At 61.7% G+C, this 20868-nt stretch carries 18 protein-coding genes; 4 read left to right on the top strand and 14 right to left on the bottom strand.

The genetic code is table 11. The features are described from left to right. Positions 1-11 precede the first annotated feature (11 nt). The 9 genes from HNE_RS11925 to HNE_RS11885 all read right to left on the bottom strand — a co-directional run bounded on the left by HNE_RS11925 (position 12) and on the right by HNE_RS11885 (position 11130). A complete protein-coding gene (locus HNE_RS11925) occupies positions 12-974 on the bottom strand; it encodes an alpha/beta fold hydrolase (RefSeq protein ID WP_011647406.1) in 963 nt (320 codons plus the stop codon). Next, a complete protein-coding gene (locus HNE_RS11920) occupies positions 971-2668 on the bottom strand; it encodes an N-acyl-D-amino-acid deacylase family protein (RefSeq protein ID WP_011647405.1) in 1698 nt (565 codons plus the stop codon). Before HNE_RS11920 ends, HNE_RS11925 begins: the two co-directional genes overlap by 4 nt. 13 nt (positions 2669-2681) lie before the next feature. Then, positions 2682-2936: a hypothetical protein gene (locus HNE_RS11915; RefSeq protein WP_011647404.1), complete on the bottom strand. Its 255-nt coding sequence runs from the start codon at positions 2934-2936 to the stop codon at positions 2682-2684. Next, complete coding sequence (locus HNE_RS11910) at positions 2933-3175, bottom strand: hypothetical protein (RefSeq protein ID WP_035590947.1); 243 nt, start codon at positions 3173-3175, stop codon at positions 2933-2935. Before HNE_RS11910 ends, HNE_RS11915 begins: the two co-directional genes overlap by 4 nt. A gap of 195 nt (positions 3176-3370) precedes the next feature. After that, on the bottom strand, positions 3371-4396 hold the full coding sequence (locus HNE_RS11905) for a glycerophosphodiester phosphodiesterase family protein (RefSeq protein WP_011647402.1): 1026 nt from the start codon (positions 4394-4396) through the stop codon (positions 3371-3373). Between the two features lie 25 nt (positions 4397-4421). Beyond that, on the bottom strand, positions 4422-6905 hold the full coding sequence (locus HNE_RS11900) for a TonB-dependent receptor (RefSeq protein WP_011647401.1): 2484 nt from the start codon (positions 6903-6905) through the stop codon (positions 4422-4424). A gap of 778 nt (positions 6906-7683) precedes the next feature. Then, positions 7684-8373 carry a class I SAM-dependent methyltransferase gene (locus tag HNE_RS11895; protein ID WP_011647399.1) on the bottom strand — a complete coding sequence of 230 codons (690 nt, stop codon included), beginning with the start codon at positions 8371-8373 and terminating at the stop codon, positions 7684-7686. A gap of 25 nt (positions 8374-8398) precedes the next feature. After that, a complete protein-coding gene (locus HNE_RS11890) occupies positions 8399-10045 on the bottom strand; it encodes a DHA2 family efflux MFS transporter permease subunit (protein WP_233351906.1) in 1647 nt (548 codons plus the stop codon). After that, on the bottom strand, positions 10042-11130 hold the full coding sequence (locus HNE_RS11885; RefSeq protein WP_148205877.1) for an HlyD family secretion protein: 1089 nt from the start codon (positions 11128-11130) through the stop codon (positions 10042-10044). Before HNE_RS11885 ends, HNE_RS11890 begins: the two co-directional genes overlap by 4 nt. Before the next feature lie 309 nt (positions 11131-11439). On the opposite strand from HNE_RS11885, the gene HNE_RS11880 reads away from it, so the two are divergent. After that, positions 11440-12810 (top strand): alpha/beta hydrolase family protein, encoded by a 1371-nt coding sequence (locus HNE_RS11880; RefSeq protein ID WP_160162622.1) that lies wholly within the window; start codon positions 11440-11442, stop codon positions 12808-12810. Between the two features lie 14 nt (positions 12811-12824). Here HNE_RS11880 and HNE_RS11875 read toward each other — a convergent pair whose 3' ends face one another. Further along, positions 12825-13199, bottom strand: coding sequence for a c-type cytochrome (locus HNE_RS11875; protein ID WP_011647395.1), 375 nt, complete (start codon positions 13197-13199; stop codon positions 12825-12827). Positions 13200-13422: 223 nt separating this feature from the next. Between HNE_RS11875 and HNE_RS11870 the strand changes: the two genes are divergently transcribed. From HNE_RS11870 to HNE_RS11860, 3 genes are all read left to right on the top strand, one after another. Next, positions 13423-14076, top strand: coding sequence for a TetR family transcriptional regulator (locus tag HNE_RS11870; protein WP_011647394.1), 654 nt, complete (start codon positions 13423-13425; stop codon positions 14074-14076). Positions 14077-14172: 96 nt separating this feature from the next. Then, positions 14173-14988 carry a MipA/OmpV family protein gene (locus HNE_RS11865; RefSeq protein ID WP_011647393.1) on the top strand — a complete coding sequence of 272 codons (816 nt, stop codon included), beginning with the start codon at positions 14173-14175 and terminating at the stop codon, positions 14986-14988. Between the two features lie 31 nt (positions 14989-15019). Further along, positions 15020-15568, top strand: coding sequence for a lipocalin family protein (locus HNE_RS11860; RefSeq protein ID WP_011647392.1), 549 nt, complete (start codon positions 15020-15022; stop codon positions 15566-15568). 13 nt (positions 15569-15581) lie between these two features. Here the strand turns inward: HNE_RS11860 and hutU are convergent, their stop codons facing one another. Genes hutU through hutI form a run of 4 tightly spaced genes read right to left on the bottom strand, consistent with a single transcriptional unit; the run spans position 15582 to position 20834 of the window. Beyond that, positions 15582-17249 carry a urocanate hydratase gene (gene hutU / locus HNE_RS11855; RefSeq protein WP_011647391.1) on the bottom strand — a complete coding sequence of 556 codons (1668 nt, stop codon included), beginning with the start codon at positions 17247-17249 and terminating at the stop codon, positions 15582-15584. Positions 17250-17260: 11 nt separating this feature from the next. Next, the gene (gene hutG, locus HNE_RS11850) at positions 17261-18079 is read right to left on the bottom strand and encodes an N-formylglutamate deformylase (RefSeq protein ID WP_011647390.1); all 819 of its coding nucleotides are present in this window, start codon (positions 18077-18079) and stop codon (positions 17261-17263) included. Beyond that, the gene (hutH, locus tag HNE_RS11845; RefSeq protein WP_011647389.1) at positions 18076-19617 is read right to left on the bottom strand and encodes a histidine ammonia-lyase; all 1542 of its coding nucleotides are present in this window, start codon (positions 19615-19617) and stop codon (positions 18076-18078) included. Before hutH ends, hutG begins: the two co-directional genes overlap by 4 nt. Beyond that, complete coding sequence (gene hutI / locus HNE_RS11840) at positions 19614-20834, bottom strand: imidazolonepropionase (protein ID WP_011647388.1); 1221 nt, start codon at positions 20832-20834, stop codon at positions 19614-19616. The genes hutH and hutI overlap by 4 nt, the downstream gene beginning before the upstream one ends. Positions 20835-20868 lie beyond the last annotated feature (34 nt).

Raw genomic sequence — 20868 nt, 5'->3', positions numbered from 1 at the left:
CCCCTGAGGGTTTAGGAGTCGATGTTGCGAAGGAATTCCAGGATGGTCTCGTTGACCGCCTCCGGCGCTTCCTGTTGGGTCCAGTGGCCGATGCCGGGGATCATCTTGTTGATCCGCAGGTCCTTGACGAAATGCGGCATGGCCTCAATGGCGGCCGCCGCCATCATCACCACGCCGTCCGCCGTGCCGGCAATAAACATCGCAGGCTGATGGATTTCCATCGGCGCGCCTTCGGTCAGTTGCCAGTGAAGGTCGTGGTTGCGGTAATAGTTGATGGGCCCGCGCATGCCGGACGCCGTGAACTCCGACACATAGAAATCGAGGTCGGCGGCCGTCAGCCATTTCGGCAGCGTTTCCGGATAGGGCAGGCTGGTGAGAAGGTCGTCATCTTCCGTCTTAGGCGCCAGCGTGGTCAGGTCTGTCTCGCCCGCCGCCATGATCAGGAACTTGCGTAGCGCGGTGTGCATGTCCTTCTCGAATTCGGCCTCGGCGACGCCCGGCTCCTGGAAATAGAGTTGGTAGAAGAACTGGCCTTTGTAAATTTCCCGCAGCATCGGCATCGGCTGAACGGGCGAGCGCGGCATGAACGGCACGGAAAGTCCGCCCACGGCCCGCACCTTGTCCGGATGGAACAGCGCGGTCGACCATGCCGTCGGCGCCCCCCAGTCATGTCCGATCACAACGGCATTGTCATAGCCCAGCGCCGGGATCAGGCCGATAACGTCCTTAATAACTTCTGTCTGAACATAGTCGGTAATTTCCGGCGGCTTGTCGCTCTTGCCATAGCCGCGCATGTCCGGCGCGACGACATGATAGCCCGCCGCTGCCAGAGGCGCGAACTGATGGCGCCAAGAATACCAGGATTCCGGAAAGCCATGCAGCAGAAGCACCAGCGGGCCTTCGCCCGCCTCGGCAATGTTCAGCTCAATGCCGTTGGTCGCAACCCGGCGCTGCGTAACGCCCGGCCAACTCATGCGGCCACCAGCGGGCGGGTTGCTGCCGCTTCGCCCGGCAGGATCGCGCCGCGCGTGTCGTCCTTGTAGCCCGCAGCCGCCGACCAGGCGACGCCGCCGCCAACCACCACAGTGTCCACGCCGCGCGAGTCGCGCACATAGCGTTTCCCGTCGCCCGGAACGTCCTGAACATAGGTCTCTTCGCCCCGGTCGATCGTCGCGGCGTCAAACACCACCAGATCAGCCACATAGCCTTTCTGGATCAGGCCGCGGTCCGGAATGCCCCAGATGCCGGCCGTGTCAGAGGTCACCTTCTTCACCGCTTCTTCGATGCTCATGGCATTCAGATTACGGACGAAGTGGGAGAACAGATATCCCGTGTCGCCATAGGTGGAGAAGGAGAGGATGTGCGCCCCGCCATCGCTGGCGCCGATATGCACGCGCGGATGCTTCAGCATCGCGCTGACACGCTCGTCGGAGTTATGGCCCATGTTTGCGGCCATGAAATGGGCGTCCAGCTTCTCTTCGATGGAGAGGTCGATCATCGCTTCCAGCGCCGTGCAACCGCGCATCTCACCGATCTCGGCCAGCGTCTTGCCGACATATTTCTGGTTCGCTTCCGTCTGCGCAAAGCGCAGTGTCAGGAATGACCAGAGGCCCATATTCGGCGTGGCTTCGGCGATCAGCTTCTTGCGCTTCTCCGGGTCGGAGAACGCCGCAATGATTTCGTCCTGCGTGCCAAAGCGCATGATCTTGTACCAGTTTGGCAGGCGCACGAAGATCAGGCTCGGCACAGCAAAGCTGAAGCTGATGTCGATCGGGCGCGTCTGTACCTGCGGCCACACACGGGCCCCGCGCGCAAACTGCTCGTCCACCCGCGCCATCACGCGCTCCACTGCCTCTACATTGTCGGCATTGATGAACAGCGGCGAGAAGGTCGTCGGGATCGAATATTTCAGCGAGATTTCAGCCAGCTGATCAAGGCGCGCAATCGTCAGGTCCGGATCGTAGAACTCCGGCACGATCTGCAGGATACGGCCATACTCGCCCAGCACCGAGGCCAGCGCGTCCACTTCGCTCGCATCCGCATACCGGCTCGGCACGGGAAGCAGCGTCTCGTCCATGTCGACATAGCTGGTGGAGAGGCCCACCGCGCCGGCGTCGAGACACTCGCGCAGCACGCCTTGCATGCCGGCGATTTCCTCGGCCGTCGCGGTCCGCTCCATCGCGGCGTCGCCCATCACCCAGAGACGGATCACGCTATGCCCGACCAGCGGCGCCACATTGATGGCCAGCCCCTTGCGGATGCGTGTGATATATTCGGAAAATGTCTCCCAGTCCCAGACGACGCCTTCTTTGAAGGCTTTGTACGGCATTTCTTCAATCTGATTGAACATGCCGACAAGCTTCATGCGGTGTTCCGCTTTAAGCGGCGCCAGGGACAGGGAGCAGTTGCCAGGAACGATCGTCGTCACGCCATGCGACAGGGCAGGCTTGGCATAGCCATCCCACAGAAGCTGGGCGTCGAAATGTGTGTGCGGATCAATAAAGCCGGGCGAAACGACCTTACCCGAAGCGTCCACTTCCTCACGGCCTGTTTCGGCCACGCGGCCAATCTTTGCGATACGATTGCCGGTTACGGCAATGTCCGCCTTGTAGGAAGGCATGCCCGAGCCATCGACAATCGTGCCGTTCCTGATCACCAGATCATACATATTCAAATCCTCCCTAATGTCCTGTTGCCGATGCGCCGGCATATCGTTGTGAAGAGGCGATGAGCGCGTCGCGTACATGCTCCCAGCTCGCCCCGATGAGTTTCTCCGGCACCGTTGTCCCGCAGGAATCAAACAGTGCCCGCACGGCATACTCGTCCAGCGTGACGAGCGTGGTGCCGCCATTCTCATATTTCAAAGTCACCAGAAGCTCCGCGTCGCCATCATGGGCGGCCGCAATCTGAACCTCACTGATGACGGCAATGCTCATGCCTTGACCTGCGGCGCCTCGATGAAGATCACATCGCTTGGCAGGATCGGATTGGTGCCGCGCACGCCGCCCGCCGCGCCCGCTGCCCGCATGAACACATGCAGGTTCCAGCTTTGCAGGCTGGAGACGGCCTTGGCCGCGTCCATGTCCGGCAATTCGCGCTTTGCGATGCTGTCCCAGGTGTCGCCCGGCTGGGGCAATACCGATTTGCGCACCCGTGAGAGTTCTGCAGCGGCCATGATAATCCTCCCGATCTTTGAAATAATTGGAACATGTTCTAATTTTTCTGGCAAGCGGCTCCCTTAGGGAAACTTATGAGCTTTTTTCAGGTTTTCGGCGCGTCCCATTCCGCCCCCCTGATTCCAGACAAAAAAAGGGGGCGCCCCGAAGGACGCCCCAAAAAGTTAGGGAGGAAACTAACCGCTTGCGCGGCTTCAGTTGGCGTCGCGAACCGCGACCCCGGTTTCTGGGTAATCAACCCAGATTCCATCAGCGCCGGCCTTGATGAGCGCTGTCAGCTCAGCCTGCGCATTTTCATAGCCGGCCATCGGCGCGTCATCGCGCACGGTATAGACGTGCACCAGCAGACCCTTGGCGTGGGCTTTCTCGATAAAGTCCGTCGTCGTGCCATCGGCGTTGAGGATGAAGGACTTCTCGGCGCCAACGCCGGTCGTCGTCATCTCGTCGATATTGTATTCCAGGCCGAGCATCTTGTTGTAGGGAGGGCCCACCATGTTCTGGATGGTCGGCAGATCGCTCTTGGCGGCAAAGGCGGCCAGGAATTCCGGCTCGAAGCTCTGGATGAACACCGGGATGTCGGCTTCTTCCAGGCCCTTGGCCTTCATGGCTTCGATCATCGGGTCGACCATGTCGAGGCCCACCGAGGAATAATAGCCCGGCCATTTGGCTTCGATGTGCAGGCCAACAGTGCGGCCTTCCTTGGCGGCGGCCAGCGCCACATCCATCACCTCGTCAAAGGTCACGATGTCCAGCTTGCCGTCATGTTCCTTCGTTCGCGACGGGAATTGCTGGCGCGCTTTCAGGGTCTTGATCTCGGCGAGCGTGAAATCGTCTGCCCACCAATCTTCCATTTCGCCCATTGGCGTTTCGCGCTTCACCTTGCGATCAGCGAACTCGGGACGGTCGGCCACGTCCGTGGTGGCGGAAAGATAGGCGTCATGGCGGGCGATCAGCACGCCATCCTTGGTCATCACGAGGTCGGGCTCGATGAAGTCCGCCCCCTGATCGATCGCGGCTTCATAGCCGGGGATCGTATGTTCAGGGAACAGGCCGCTCGCGCCGCGGTGGGCGATGATGATCGGCTTGTCGCCCGAAAGCGTACCGTAGGCAGCAGGCGCCTGCTCGGCTGCGGAGGAGGTCAACGCCTCCTCCGAGCCTGCAACAGGGGCCGCGCTGCAAGCCGCCAGCATGATGGCGGCAATTGCGACGACATATTTCATGGCAGAGGTCTCCTCTTTGCCCGGATCAGAATTTCACGTAGGCGCCGGCTTTCAGCATCTGCGGCTTGCCGCGGATGATGGTGTGCAGGCCGAACGCGCCGCCGGTGTTGCCGACATCGATCAGATACTCTTCGTCCAGAAGGTTCTCGCCCAGCACATAGACGCCCCAGCGTTCATCGGCGCTGTCAAAGCCTGCGCGCAGGTTGACCAGGCCATAAGCACCGGTTTCTTCGACCACTGGCGTCCCGTCAGGATAGGTTTCCCGGCGGCGAACGAACCCGCCATTGCCATCGGCCGCATAGTCGTAGCCGTTGTCGTCCTCGAAGTATTGCTGACCCTTCCAGATATAGCTCGGCGTGAGCGAGAAGGTGCCGTGCTCAGCGAACGGAAGGGTGATATCGGCGGCCAGAGAGAAGCTCTGCTCCGGGCTCATCCGGAACCGGTTACCGGCAAACTGCAGCGGGTTCCCGTTGCTGTCTTCGTCATCATACTCAGAGAAGTTGTAGGCATAGGTGCCCAGCAGGCGGATATTGTCGGTCACCAGCGCCTGGCCGTCGAACTCGAGACCATACTGTGTGGCGTTGCCGGAGTTTTCGACAATGAATACGCCGTTGATCGGGTCAAAGCGGCTGGTCTGGAAGTTCTCGTACTGGCCGTAATACACAGAGGTCGTCATCTGCAGGCGGTCGTCGAAGAAGCGGCCGAACATGCCGGCTTCCACGTTGTCCAGTGTCTCGGCATCGATTTCCGAGACGTTGCGGCCAGAAATCGACAGCGTTTCCGGGCGGCGGCCACGGCCATACGACACCCAGGTGTTGACGTTATCGGAGACGCGGTAAGCCGCGTTGAGACGCCAGGTGAAGGCGCCGTCCGGCTCGGCCGAAGCGTTGACCGGGTTGCCGATGGTCGCTGCGTTGATCAGGAAGCCCGGCGCAAAGGTCACGCCGTTGAGGGCGCCGCCGAGTGCCGGGTTGCCGCGAAGCACTTCGCCGGTGTTGGACGCAGACAGCTCGTTGATCGTGTAGCGCAGACCACCGGTCAGCGTCAGGCGATCGGTCAGATCATAGGTGATGTCGCCGAAGAGGTCGTAGCTCGTGCGACCATCAGAGGTGCGCGAGCGTTCGGCGTGGGCCGGATTGAGTGCCAGGAAGGGGCCGAACACCATGTCGGCTTCCGCGATGTTATTGGCAGCCTGCGCGCCGTACTGCGCCAGGATTTGTGCCACCGAATACTGGAACGGTGTTTCAAAGCTGCCGAAGTTGGCTGCGCCGGGCGCGCCGGCCAGCGCCAGAATGCGGCGGGCGTTCGCCATGCCGCCTACCGATGCCGCAACCTGCGGGCCGAACAGCGACTGTGCATACGCTTCATCGGTCGAGAAGGTCAGCGTGTCGCGGGTTTCATAGTCGAAATAGTTGGCGCCGAAGAAGCCGGTCAGCTTGCCGCCATTGTCATAGTTGACGCGCAGTTCCTGGCTCAGGGCGTCGCCTTCGCGGGTCTGATAGAATTGCAGCAGGTTGAAGGCTGCGCCATCCGAATCCCAGGCTTCGTTCGAGCTCAGCTCGCGATAGTCGGTCAGCGAGGTCAGCGTCCAGGCGTCGTTCAGCACGAATTCCAGGTTGGCCGTACCGGCGAGGATCTCGCGGTCATTGCCCAGCTTGCTGCGCACCTGGTCGGCGTTGATGTTCATCGCCGTCGGGCCGTAGGGGTCCACAACGCCGTTTACGGGGAAGAAGCCGGAGGTGAACTGCGTGCCGGTGGAGTCGTCTTCCTGATAGTTGACGAACACATCGGCGGTAACCGCCGGGGTCGGCTCCCAATGGATCGCGCCGCGAACAGCGGTCGTGTCCTGGCCCATCAGGTCGGGAGAGTTCGCCGTGTTCGGAACATACCCGTCCATATTCTTGATCTGGCCGGCCACGCGAACGGCCAGCGTGTCGCTCAGCGCGAAGTTGTAGAAGCCTTCGCCGCGCAGGAAGCTGTAATCGCCGCCTTCAACAGTTACCTTGCCTTCATTGCCTTCGGTCGAGGCGCGGTTCTGAATGTAGTTGATGCCGCCGATCAGGGCGCCCTGGCCAAACAGGGTTGCCTGCGGGCCTTTCACAACTTCGACGCGCTCAACGTCATAGATGGCGATGCTGGTGGCATAGCCCGGCGTCCCGATGGACACGCCGTTCTGGAAGATCGCAACGCGCGGCGCGCCGCCATCGGCCACAACCCCGCGCAGCGAATAGGTCGGCGCGTTGAGGCTCTGTGCCTGCACCTGCAGGCCGGGAATGAAGTTGGCGAGGTCTTCAATGTCGTCGCCGCCCAGCTTGTCGATCAGGTCCTGGTCGGTCACGGAGATGTTGATCGGAACATCGATCAGCGACTGCTCGGTCTTCTGGGTCGTCACGGTGACGACTTCCAGGCGGCGCGAGTCTTCTGCGTCAGGCGCGTCTGCAAAGGCGGAAAGCTGGCCGGAGACGCCAAGGGCGGCAACGGCGGTTGCGGAAAGGATGCGGAATTTCATGTCATACCCCGGTGTTGCGGCGCAGCAGAGCGCCGGTTGCCGGGTCGTTAACGAGCGCCTCGCAAGCGTTCAAATCAAGGTTTTGCGAAACTAATGCGTTGAAAATATTAAATTGTTACGGGTTTTTGGCTGTGGCCATCAAGACACGATTTCCGCCATCCTTCGCCTCGAAGTAGGGCCAATCGCGCCCCTCGAACGGCCGCCTGAGTATAACTTATTGGACAAATATCCAATAACTACCGGCCGCTACTTCAACACGATGCGGGCGGTGTCCCGGTTGCCGCCCGGCGCCCGGCCCGCGCCCGATTGAAACCTCGGGTCACCCGGTATCGCGGCATGTGTGCGGCTTGGGGGCAGGGAGAAACATGACGGGTCTGACACGCGACTCCCCGATCCCCTCCCGGCCTATGGAGGATTGCTGCAAGGCGGGTCACACCTGTCTTGCCGGTCTGCTCGGGAAGCTGTCTTCCGATGTCAAATTCTGACCCGTCCGTGTTCTGAAATGACCCGTTTTGTCCGGTTTTGTCCCAGTTTGTCCCGGTTTGTCCAAGTTTGTCCGGCTTTGTCCACGTGCGAGTCGCGCGCATTCAGCCAGCTGTCCAACACCGGTCGGTCCGCTACGCCCTGTGCTTTCCACACCGCCGCGCCGTGCCTGCCGCCGATCAGTCAGCACCTGTCCAACACACCTCCGCCGCCGGCCCCGCCACCAATCCAACCGGCGCCCCATCCTGCTAAACTCTCCAGATGCCAAAACGGATGTTCACCCGGTTTTCCGGAACTATCTTCCGATCTGCCAGACACGGGCGCGGCGTGCTGTGGCGCTTTCAAGCTCCATGGTCGTGGCGATGTCGTATTCGGCCAGCAGCCCGGTCTCCGCCACCGGTGCATAGGCCCGGCCCGGATCACCGGCATAAACCGCAATCCCCCGCGCTGCCGCCTGCCGCATCCAGCCGAGAAACCGCGCCGCCATGCTCATCTCGTAAAAGATGTCCCCCGCCAGGATCACATCCACATCCGCAGGCGGAGCATCCAGCAGGTTGCCCCCCATCCAGCTGAGCGAAACACCGTTCGCCTCGGCGTTCAGTTGCGCCGCCGCCTCGCAGATCGGGTCGATGTCATTCACCCACACCGCGCTCGCTCCGGCGGCCGCTGCGGCTATGCCCAGCATTCCGCTGCCGCAGGCAATGTCCAGCACGCGTTTGCCGCGCACGCTCTCCGGCCGCTCCAGGATCAGCCGCGCCACCGCCTGTCCGCCTGCCCAGGGGAATGCCCAGAAAGGCGGCTCGATGCCCTGCCGGTCCAGGTCCTGCTCGGTCGCCGCCCAGATCGGGGTGATCTCGTCAGCCTGCCATATCTTTAGCAGCTGCGGGGTTTCGCTATGGCGCAGCTCCAGCCCGTCCACCGGCGCCAGCCGCGTATTGGCGACAATGAACGCGCGGTTGCGCGCAAGAGTGTCCTGGGGTGCCAAAGGGCCAGCCTATCTGTGAAAATGCTCAGCGCGCGGGCTGTATCATCTTTGGCTTGGGCATCAAGGCAAGCGCGCCCAGGACGATGACGAACCAGACAAAGATAATGAAGAAACAGTCCCTGAACGCATATACGGACGCTTCCATGGCCACCTTCTGATTGAGCAGACCGAAGGCAGACTGAAACGCCTGAACCTGCGTCATGCCGGTCATCTCCAGCGTCTGTGCCTGCAAGGCATGCTGGTACATCATCTCGGCATTGGTCTCGTTCATCGCCGTCGAAAGATGTTCGCCGTGAAAGATTGTCCGCCGCTGTAGGATGATCGCCAGGATGTTCACCCCGAACGCCCCGCCCACCTGCATCAGGAAAGACACCCCCCCCGTCGCCGAGGCCAGCAGGTGCGGGGGCACTGCGCGCACAGCGGTCGTATTGGAAGGCGGCATACAGAAGCTGATCCCGATCCGGCTGAGCAAGATCCAGCCCACCAGCACCCAATAGGGGGTCATGGCCGAAACATGCGACAGCAACCAGGCAGAGGCGGCAAAGGTGGTGATGCCAAAGCCGAGTAGCCAGCGTGGATCAACCCTGTCGGTAAGCCGTCCGGCAATCGGAAAGCCGATCATCATGGCAATCCCGGCAGGGATCATCATCACCCCTGCCGCCGTGGGCGAATAGCCCTGCACCAGCTGCACGAAAAGTGGGATGAGATAGGTCGACGCGTAAATCGCAATCCCCGTCGCCGAGATGATCAGCCCGGCCGACCAGAACTGCCGATAGGTGAACACTTTCGGGTTCAATGCCGGAAAGGGATGGCGCAATTCCCAGAAGAAGAAGGCAATGGCCGCAAGAATGGCGATGGCAAAGCGCAGATAGGTCTGATCCGAATCCCACCCATCCCGGTTCCCCCCGGCAAAGGCGGCCAGCAGGCCGATCACGGCAACCGCCAGCAGGCTCAGCCCCACCCAGTCGAGCGGCGGGCGCGGGGTGCTCCGGTTGCGGTCCCCCTTCGGCATCAGGAAAGGCGCGATCCCCAGCGCGACCAGCGCCAAAGGCAGGGTCGCCACAAACACCAGCCGCCAGCTAGCCAGATCCACCGCAATCCCGCCCAGCGCAGGCCCGAATGCAGGCGCCAGCACCACACCGATCGAGAACACACCCATCGCTGTGCCGCGCCGGCTATCCGGAAAGGTCTGAAAAATCAGGAACATCGACATCGGCTGCAGCAGGCCCGCCGAAATACCCTGCAATCCGCGCGACACGATCAGCAATTCCAGCGTGTTGCTCACCGCCCCCAGCAGGGAGCCGAACACGAACACAACCATGCCGAACGTATACGTCGCCCGCGGCCCGAAGGTGGTCATCGCCCAGGCGTTCGCCAGCATGGCGATGGTGGACGAGGCGAGGAACGCTGTGGACATCCACTGCGCCTGATCCTGCCCCAGGCCAAAGGCGCCGATAATCGCGGGCAGGGCGACATTGATCGTCGTCGCGGCCAGCATGGTGGCCATTGAGCCGGTCAGCATTGTGAACAGCAATATCCAGCGATAGATGCCGCCAAATCGCTCGAACTGAGCCCGGACGGATGGGCCGGCCATGGCGGGAATGTCGTCGGGCAGGGGTTTGCGGGCAGTGCCGGGGCCGCTCTGGGACGGGATGCCGGGGGCGACGGTCACGCCGGTGTCCTGCCGGCCTCCGCGCCGCCTTCGATCTTCCGGATGCGGACACGCACCATCGTGCCGGGCCGCAGATCAACATCTGTCGGATCAAGGGCAATGCGCACGCCGATCCGCTGCGTGATCTTGGTGAAAACACCATTGGCATTGGGGTTTGGCATCATCGCCGCTTCCCCGAGTGTGGCGTCATGAATGCGTACCACCCGCCCGGAAATCTCGTGGGAAGGGTCACTGTCAGCCCGAACCAGGGCGCTTGCCGACGGGCGCACATGGCGAATGTCGGTCTCTTTGATATTCGCCGAAATCCACACCGCATCAGGGTCATGAACCAGCGCCATGCGATAGCCGCGCAGCGAATGCTCGCCATTATCGAAGAACAGCTCATCGACCACGCCGTCAATCGGGCTGCGGATCGTGTGTTGTTCAACCACCACTTTTTGCGCCTCAACGCGGGCTTCTGCCTGATCCAGCGCGGCGCCCAGAACGGTGAGTTCATAGTCGATCAGGCGCACTTCCTGACCCGTGATGCTGGCGGTGCGCTGGTCGGCGGCGGCGGTTTCCCGTTCAGCCTCTGCCCGGCGCAGCGCCTGTGCACGTGTATCAAGCACGTTCTTGGCCTGGTCGAGATTGGACTGTGGCATCAGGCCTCGCTCGAACAGGTCTTTCGTGCGGTCATAATCACGCTGGGCAATCTCGAGATTGGACCTGGCTGCCTCGACACTGGCCGACGCCGACAGCGTACCTGCACGCCGCGCCGCCACCTGACTGCCTGCCTTCGACGTTGCCAGTCCGGCACGGGTTTCTTCCCGCGCCATCTCCGCCCGCAGCCGCGTTGCCTCGGCTTCCAGCTGCGCCAGCGTGAACACGGCCTCCCGGTCATCTATCGTGTAGAGAATGTCGCCAGCTGAAACCCGGTCGCCTTCATTCACCTGAACGCTGGTGATGCGCCCGGAAATGTCGGTGGAGAGGGCAATCATCTCCGCCGCAACCCGCGCGTCAGAGGTGGAGACATAAGCATTGCGATCCATCAGGAAGCGCGCCGCCAGTACCATCAGGATCAAGGCGGCGGCTGCCGCGATAACCATTCTGCCGCGCCTGGACCGTGCGAAAGCCACGGCGCGCTGGCGGGCGGTCGGCTCCGTTTCAACGGCAAAGGATTGTGAATCGCCTTCCATGGCCTCTGCCCGGCGCATGATCGGCCGGATTACTCCTCCCTGGCGCGGTTTCTTCGCGGGGCGTTGGCCACCCTCATCTGCCGCTGACTCTATTTGAGCGAGACATAACGCTAAGGCAATCAAGCCTTATTATTGTATGTCTGGGTCTATCATTGTGTTTCCCCGCGCGCGGCGCCAATGCTTCCCTCCAAGACGCTGGAAATCATGGGGATTCGGGGCATGGAAATGTTGAGGCGTGTAGCTGTGGCTCTGCTGGCTGGCCTGCTGTCATCCTGCGCCAGCGCCCGGTCCAGCCTGCCGGAGATGCCGGCCCTGTCCCTCCCTTTCACGCCCGGCCCCATCGCGGGCGATCCCGCCTGTGCGGGCAGCTGGCGTCTGCAGGATGGAGGCGGCATTGCGGTTACGCCGAGCGAAGAGGGGCTGCGTTGGCAATCGCTGGAAGGTGAAACCGGCCGCTTCGTATTCGAGAATGACCTTTGGCAAGCCTATAGCGGCTGGACCGAGCAACCAGAGACCCGCCAGCTGGAGTTCACCTGCGAAACCGGCCTCAGCCTCTACGAAGGCGTTGCGGCCACGCGGATCGAGGTGGTCACCCAGGAAACGGTGTTTTCCGGCGCCAAAGGCACGCAACTGGCCGGGCGGCTGATCCTTCCGGCGGGCGATTGGCCGGTGCCTGTTGTGATTCAGGTGCAGGGTTCGGAGCGCACGTCCGCGCTGATCCACGACCCCTTCCAGCAACTCCTGCCGCTGCAGGGGGTTGGCGTATTCGTCTATGACAAACGCGGTACAGGCGCCTCAATGGGCAGCTACACGCAGGACTTTGGGGTTCTCGCCACCGATGCTGCCGCTGCATCCGCTGAAGCGCGGCGCCTCGCCGGCCCCCGGCTCGGCCGCTTCGGCCTGCACGGCGCCAGCCAGGGCGGTTGGGTTGCGCCAATGGCAGCGCGCGCGGTGAAGCCGGATTTTCTGATTGTTTCCTACGGGCTTCTGGAAAGTCCGCTTGCGGAAAACCGCGCGCAGACCGTTCAGGACGTGACCGAAGCGGGCTTTGGTCCAGCGGCGCAGATGGCCGCGGGCATGCTGGCTGATGCGGCAGGCGCCATTATGGTGTCAGACTTCAAATCCGGATATGTTGAGTTGGAGGCCCTCAAGAAAATCTATCGCAACGAACCCTGGTACCGGTATGCGAAGGGAGAATTCACGGGCGAGATTCTGCAACATTCCGACGTCGTTCTCAGAGTTGCCGGGCCGCTCCGGTCAGACGGCACGAGTTGGCGGCATGAGGGCGAGCCGGTTCTACGCGGCATCAGCGCACCTGTATTGTGGATCCTTGCGAGTGAAGACCGGGAAGCGCCGCCCGCCTACACCCGGTCTCGGCTCAAAACTCTGCAATACGAAGGCCGCCCGATCACGCTTGCCGAGTATCCGGGCCATGATTACGGGATGCGCGCGTTCGACAGCCTCCCCGATGGGACACGCCAGTTCACGCATTTCGCCAACGGCTATGCGCGTATGGTGGCCGACTTCGCTTCCGATACCCCGATCGTGCCGAGCTATTACAACGAAGCGATCATCTCCAATCCCCGCTGAAACCCGATAGGTGTCTACTGCGCCTGAATGGATTCCAGATACACGATCAGCTGTTCCACCTGATCGGCCTCAAGCGTGAATTCCGGCATGTCCTCATGGCCAACGGAGATGCCTTCGGCGAGGGCTTCCTCCAGATAACGCACCGGATATTTCTCGGACAGCTGACGGAAGGGCGGGGCATCCGTATGGGGGCTTTCCCCTTCGAGCCCCACGGCGTGGCAGCCCGCGCAGAGATCCGTTGCAATCTGTTCGCCCGGCAGGGTTGCGGGCTCTGACGCAGATGGCGCAGGGGCATCGCCTGCTTCCCGCGAGCAAGCCGGGAGGCAGGCAAGCGCGCCGGCGAGCATCGCAATGCCTGCAAGCTGTGACTTGGCGATCGTAACGGCCATGATGGCGACTCCCTTGATCATCTCGCGCGAACGGTCGGTTGAGGACGGCCACCTGTCAACACGGTCATATGCGTAAGGACGCGGTGTGGAATCTGCCGCAGGCGGAGTGATTTTGCCAGCTTTGTGCCGGCGTGACCAACCGGATACGCCGCAGCGGCGGGCTACCCGTGCTTGCACCTGATGCCCTTTTCGGCCATCAAGTCCCGCTGAATGAGGGGGTGATATGTCAAACGTGGACACACCGGAGAAGGCCGAGTTGGTGGATGCCGTAGCGGAACGCTCAGGCCGTGAGATGCTGCTGGAAGCAGCAGGCGAGCTGATGTCCGAGCTCGGCACGATTGACGTTTCCCTGCACCAGATCGCCAAGCGCGCGGGCGTAACGGCGCCGCTTGTGAAGTATCATTTCGGCTCGAAAGACGGCCTGCTGCTGGCGCTTGCCCAGCGCGATACGGCCCAATCGATTAAGCAGCTGACCGAGTTGATGGAGATGGACATCGACCCGGCCACCAAGCTGCGCATTCACATCCAGGGCATCATCCGCACCTATTCACGCTATCCTTATCTCAACCGGCTGCTCGAGAATTTCCTGAAGGAAACGGATGCTGAAAAAGATGGCACTCAGTCGATCTGGTCGAGCTTCATGCAGCCGCTGATCAATGCGCAGAAGCAGATCATTTCAGACGGTATTGCCGCCGGTCAGTTCCGGAAGGTCGACTCCAAATATGCCTATTTCCTGATCAATGGCGCGTGCCAGTACATTTTCTCAACACGCATTACGGTGCGCGAGCTGGTGGGCGAAACCAAAGTCGGCCAGGAACTCGCTCGGGAATACGCCGCCTTTGCAGCCGAAACCGTGCTGCGTGGCATTGCCAAATAGCCCAGCTCCCGGCGCGGCCTCTCATCTGAAAGTTGTGTAACTCTCTGATCCAGTCGCGCGCCTGCGCCGTAGAGCTTTCCAAATCTGGAGGCTCTATTGGTTCGCATCATACTTATCGGCGCAGCGGCTTTGGCCTTCCCGGCTATAGCGGTGGCTCAGCCCGCCCCATCGGACGGTTGGGCCGTGACACTTGGCGCAGGCGCGCTTTATTCCCCCACCTATGAAGGCGACGATGATTACAGCCTGAAACTGCTCCCCAATGTGCAGCTGCGGTATGGGGACCGTTTCTTTGCCTCTGTGCAGGAAGGTGCGGGCTACAACCTCGTGAACGGCGAGACCCTGCGCGCCGGCCCCATCGCGCGCATTCGTTTTTCGCGGGACGAAAGCGGAGATGAGACATTTGCGATCAGCGGCGGAGAGACCGGCGATCTGCGCGGTCTGGGCGATGTGGATACCAGCATCGAGCTGGGTGGATTTGTTGAATACGAACTGGGCGCAGCGACGTTGAGCGCCGAAGTACGCCAGGCGGTATCGGGGCATGACGGGCTGGTGGCCGATATTGGCGCACGGTGGAGCGGCGTGTCCACCGCGTTTGGCCCGCCGGTGATCTGGTCTGCCGGGCCGCGCCTGCGGCTGGTGGATGATCCGTATACATCTGCCTATTTCGGGGTAACGCCAAGCCAGGCAGCGGCCTCGGGTCTGCCTGAATACGAGGCAGGCGGCGGGCTGCATTCTTATGGTGTGGGCGCTACGGCCATTCTGCCCCTGAGCCGGGACGGCGCATGGAGCGCTGTCTTCCTCGCGGGTTATGATAAGTTATCCGGTGACGCAGCCGATGCGCCCTTGGTTCAGCTTCGCGGTGACGAAGACCAGGCAACCTTGGGCATGTTCATCAGTTATACCTTCCAATGATGGATTTTTTCCGTGAGGATCGAGAAGAGATATGAAACTCAAACACATGATGGCCCCGCTTTCCGCCTTGGCCCTCGCGGCATGCATTTCACAGCCCGATTATCGCGCTTCTGACGCAGAACTGCCAACCGTCTCTGAAGTCGATCTTGATCGGTATGTGGGCAAATGGCACGAGATCGCGCGCTATCCAAACTCGTTTGAGCGGGGATGTGTGACGGCTACGGCTGAATATGCGCAACTGCCCGACGGCAAGATTTCGGTGACCAACAGCTGCGCCAAGGAAGACGGCAAGACGGATGTGGCCGAAGGCACAGCACGCGTGGTTGAAGGCTCCAATGGGGCTAAGCTGAAGGTCAAATTTGCGCCGTCCTGGGTGCCTTTTGCGGAAGGCGACTATTGGGTGCTTCACCTTGAGCCAGACTATTCTGCCGTGCTGGTCGGCGCGCCGAGCGGGAAATATCTCTGGATACTGGCACGCGACCCCGCGCCGCCCAAGGCGATGATTGACCGTATCCTGAAGAAAGCAGAAGACTTGGGGTTTGAAACGGACCCCCTGACTTACGCCGGAAATCCGGCGTAAATCAGGGATTTTCTCACCCCTTCAGGCTGGGCAGGTCCAGGCCATGTTCGCGTGCACTGTCGATGGCAATGTCATAGCCGGCATCGGCATGGCGCATGACGCCGCTGGCAGGGTCATTCCACAGGACGCGTTCTATGCGGCGGGCGGCGGCCTCCGTGCCATCACAGCAGATGACCATGCCAGCATGTTGGGAATAGCCCATGCCCACGCCGCCGCCGTGATGCAAAGACACCCATGTTGCGCCCGAAGCGCAGTTGAGCAGCGCATTCAGGAGTGGCCAGTCTGATACCGCGTCAGAACCGTCGCGCATCGCTTCGGTTTCCCGGTTGGGCGATGCCACCGAACCGGAATCGAGATGATCGCGCCCAATGACAACGGGGGCTTTCAGCTCGCCGCTGGCAACCATCTCATTGAAGGCGAGGCCGAGGCGGTGGCGATCCCCCAAGCCAACCCAGCAGATGCGTGCGGGGAGACCCTGGAACTTGATCCGTTCACGCGCCATGTCCAGCCAGGTGTGGAGATGAGGGTTGTCGGGGATGAGTTCCTTCACCTTCTGGTCCGTGCGGTAGATGTCTTCCGGATCACCCGAGAGTGCCGCCCAGCGAAAGGGGCCGATGCCCCGGCAGAAAAGCGGGCGGATATAGGCGGGCACGAAACCTGGAAAATCGAAGGCATCAGCGACGCCTTCATCCAGCGCGACCTGACGGATGTTGTTGCCATAATCGACCGTGGGCACGCCGCGCCTCTGGAATTCAAGCATCGCGCGGACATGTTTGGCCATGGAGGCACGCGCCGCTTTTTCCACAGCTTTGGGATCGCTGAGGCGGCGCGCCTTCCAGTCTTCCACGTTCCAATCCTCGGGTAGGTATCCATTGACCGGATCGTGCGCCGAAGTCTGGTCGGTCAGGAGGTCTGGCAGGCGGCCAAGCTCCAGAATCTTCGGCAGAATTTCGCAGGCGTTCCCCAACAGCCCGACGGATTTGGGCGTACCGGAGGCGCAGCTCTCGTCGATCATGGCGAGGGCCTTCTCAAGGTCGTCCGTCCACGCATCGAGGTAGCCAGTCCGCATCCGCATCTCGATGCTGGAAGGCTGGCATTCTATGGCAAGGCAGGCTGTCCCTGCCATAACCGAGGCAAGTGGTTGAGCGCCGCCCATGCCGCCCAGACCGGCCGTCAGAAGCCATTTGCCCTTGAGATTTCCGCCATGGTGCTGCCGGCCCATTTCGACAAAGGTTTCATACGTTCCCTGAACGATGCCCTGAGCGCCAATGTATATCCAGCTACCCGCGGTCATCTGGCCGTACATCATGAGCCCCTTGCGGTCGAGCTCGTTGAAATGGTCCCAGTTTGCCCATCTGGGAACGAGGTTTGAATTTGCCAGAAGCACGCGAGGTGCATCCGCATGAGTACGGAAGACGCCGACGGGTTTGCCGGACTGGATCAGGAGCGTTTCGTCTTCTTTCAGGCGTTTGAGCGCGGCAACAATCGCGTCAAAGGCTTCCCAGTTGCGGGCGGCGCGACCTATACCGCCATAGACGACCAAGTCTTCCGGACGTTCGGCCACATCGGGATCAAGGTTATTCATCAGCATCCGGAGCGGCGCTTCGGTAAGCCAGCTTTGGGTATTCAGCGTCGTGCCCCGTGGTGCGCGGATTTCGCGGACATTTGCAGGATAGGGCATCGGCAGTCTCCTCAGGCGTTTTCGGCAAAGGCGAGACAGGCGCCTAGCACCTGTTTCAGGATGTCTGTCATGGGGGCGGCATAGTCCGCATCGAAAGGAACGGGCCAGTCCGTATCGTCGACCGCGCCGATGGATTCGCGCATATACCCCCGGCAGGAAAGCTCCATCTGGATCGCATGGACATTGTGGTCTGGCTGCCCATGATGGCGCACGGTCCATCCACCCCGGAAGCGGCCATCCAGTACGCTGGGCTGGCCGGAGGCGGCGCATATGGCTTCAACATTTTCGGCGAATTGCGGCGCGCAGGTGGTCTTGTAGTTTGAGCCGACATTGAAGACCGGTAGCAGGCCGTCGAAGAGGTCTGGAATTTCCGAACGAATGGAATGGGCGTCATAGAGGACAACCTTTTCATGGCGTGCGCGCAGGCGGGAAATCTGGTCTTCGATAGCGTGATGGTAGGGAATATGAAATGCGGCGCGCCTGCGGGCGATGTCCGCATCATTTGGGGGGTGGCCCGGTTTGTAAAGCGGCGCGCCGTCAAAGGTTGTCAGGGGGCAGAGCGTTGTTGTGTTCTGGCCAGGATAGAGTGAGGCGCCGGACGGATCGCGGTTCACATCAATAACCGACCGCGAGATGGCCGTGTGGATCAGGGTGGCGCCCATGTCGCCTGCGAAGGCATACAGCTTGTCGACCCACCAGTCCGTGTCGCGGCGTGCAAGTTCTGGAGATACGAAATGGTCCGCCACATCTTCCGGCAGAACGGTGCCAGTATGCGGAAAGCAAATGATCAGGGGACGGGGCCCCTCCTTGACGGTCAACCAGCCGGTCATGGCGCCGCCTCCAGGGCCGGCAGAGGCCGGTTGACGGCGCGGATGGCTTCGCCGCTGCGAATGAGCCCCGTGGCAGCCTCGATATCGGGATGCATCAGGCGATCATGGTCAAGCGGCGGCACATCCTGGCGAATGCGGGCGCGCAGAGCCTCCAGGGCGTCGCTGGACCGCAGCGGCGCGTGAAAGTCGCAAGCCTGCGCCGCAGCGAGAAGTTCAATACCAAGAATATAATCCACATTCTTTGCCATCGTAAGAAGCCGCCGTGCGCCATGGGCGGCCATGGAGACATGGTCTTCCTGATTTGCGGATGTGGGGATCGAGTCCACGCTGGCGGGGAATGCCATCTGCTTGTTCTCGGAGACCAGGGCGGCCGCCGTGACCTGCGGGATCATGAAGCCGGAGTTGAGGCCGGGCTGGGGCGTGAGGAAGGCGGGCATTCCTGAAAGCGCCGGATCGACCAGCATCGCAATTCTCCGCTCGGAGATGGAGCCAATTTCGCACAGCGCCATTGCGATCATGTCGGCGGCAAATGCGACGGGTTCGGCGTGGAAATTTCCGCCGGAAAGCGCTTCATCCGTCTCCGGAAAAATCAGAGGGTTATCGGAGACCCCGTTGGATTCGGTGAGCAGTGTGTCAGCCGCCTGGCGGAGCAGGGTGAGCGCGGCGCCGGCGACCTGAGGCTGGCAACGGATGCAGTAGGGGTCCTGAACGCGGGTATCGTTTTCAAGGTGGCTGGCGCGGATTGCAGACCCCGCCATAAGATCCCGCAGGATATCTGCGCAGTCGATCTGCCCCCTATGGCCGCGCAGTTCGTGAATGCGGGGGTCGAATGGGGCGTCGGAGCCTTTGGCCGCTTCGGTGGAGAGGGCGCCGGTGACCAACGCGCTTTGCAGAATGCGCTCGGCCTCAAACAGACCTGCGAGTGCGCAGGCGGTAGAAAATTGCGTGCCATTGAGGAGGGCGAGGCCTTCCTTGGCCGCGAGTGCGGGGAGGGGCGTGAGGCCGGCCTTGCGAAAAGCGGATGCCGCGCTGAGGCGCTCTCCCTTGAGGAACACATCGCCGACGCCGATCATCGCGCAGGCCATATGGGCGAGGGGTGCCAGATCGCCCGAGGCACCAACGGACCCTTGCGCCGGGATGAGCGGCAGAAGATCGGCGGCCAGCATCGCTTCCATCAAATCAATGGTTTCAAGGCGCACGCCGGAGGCGCCGCGGCCGAGATTTGTCATCTTGAGGGCCATCATCAGGCGGACGATGTTTGCAGGCGAAGGCTCCCCCACACCGGCGGCATGTGAGAGGACGATGTTGCGTTGGAGCATTTCCAACTGATCGTCGGGAATACGCACGGCAGCGAGTTTACCGAATCCGGTATTGATGCCGTAGACGGGTTTTCCTCTGGAGAGGATGCGCGCGACCGCGCTGGCGCTGCCGGCGATGGTGGGGCGGCAGGCCGGATCAAGCTTGGGCGTGGCGCCTTGCCAGAGGGCGCGCCAACTGGAGAGTGGGACAGAGCCAGGCGTCAGCGTGATGGTGGTCATTGGCCTCTCCAGACGCGCGTGTGAAGGGGGTTTAGGCCCATGGCGTTGACGAGCTCTGCCGGACGATCAATGTCCCAGATACTCAGATTGCAGAGCTTTCCGGCCTCCAGTGTGCCGGTTGCTTTTTCGAGGCCAAGCGCGCGGGCGGCGTGGCGTGTCGTGCCGAGCAGGCACTCCTCGACGGTCATGCGAAAGAGCGTGGCGCCCATGTTCATGGCCAGAAGGATGGAGGTGAGGGGAGAGGTTCCGGGATTGCAATCCGTTGAAATCGCAAGGGAAACGCCCGCGCGCCGCAGTCCCTCCAGCGGCGGGGGATGTGTCTCGCGCAGCACGTAATAGGCGCCGGGAAGCATCACGGCGACCATCCCTGCCTGAGCCATCGCCGCAATGCCCGCCTCGTCGAGATATTCCAGGTGATCGGCAGAGAGTGCGTTGTGGCGGGCGGCAAGAGCGCCGCCCTGAAGGTTTGAGAGCTGGTCGGCGTGAAGCTTCACGGCAAGGCCATGATGGCGGGCCGCGCTCAGTACACGGCCAGTCTGTTCCGGTGTGAAGCCAATGGTTTCGCAGAAGGCGTCCACGGCGCTTGCAAGCCCTGCCTGGGCGGCGGCAGGGATGATCTCGTTGCAGACGAGGTCGATATAGGCGTCGGCGCGGCCTTCATATTCCGGGGGTAGAGTGTGCGCGGCGAGAAGGGTGGTTTCCACATCGATGGGGCGGACTTCACCGAGCGCGCGGGCGGCGCGGAGCTGTTTGAGTTCATCTTCAATGTTCAATCCGTATCCGGATTTTATTTCTATCGTCGTGACGCCTTCACCAATCAAGGCGTTAAGGCGGGGAAGACTTTCAGCAACCAGCTCAGCCTCACTGGCCGCGCGAACAGCGCTGACGGTTGAGCGGATACCGCCGCCAGAGCGGGCAATCTCCTCATAACTGGCGCCGGCGAGGCGTCGTTCAAATTCGTCTGCGCGGCTGCCTGCCCAGACGAGATGTGTATGACAGTCGATCAGGCCGGGAAGTATCCAGCGGCCGCCGCAATCGGTTACCTCATATCCCTGCGTAGAGGGCCCCTCCGTATAGGGAAAGTCAGATGCCAGGCCGGCAAAGGTGATCCGGTCGCCTTCTGCCGCGATGAGGCCGTCTTCCACAATGCCCAGGCCCGGCAGGCCTGCGGCCATTGTGGCCAAGCGTGCATTTGTCCAGATCCGCTTCTTCTGCATCTCCAGGGTCCCGTTGTCTTCGCATCGGACTTCT

It is taken from the genome of Hyphomonas neptunium ATCC 15444, from assembly GCF_000013025.1.
Lineage (GTDB): Bacteria > Pseudomonadota > Alphaproteobacteria > Caulobacterales > Hyphomonadaceae > Hyphomonas > Hyphomonas neptunia.
This window is presented reverse-complemented; position numbering and strand designations above follow the sequence as displayed.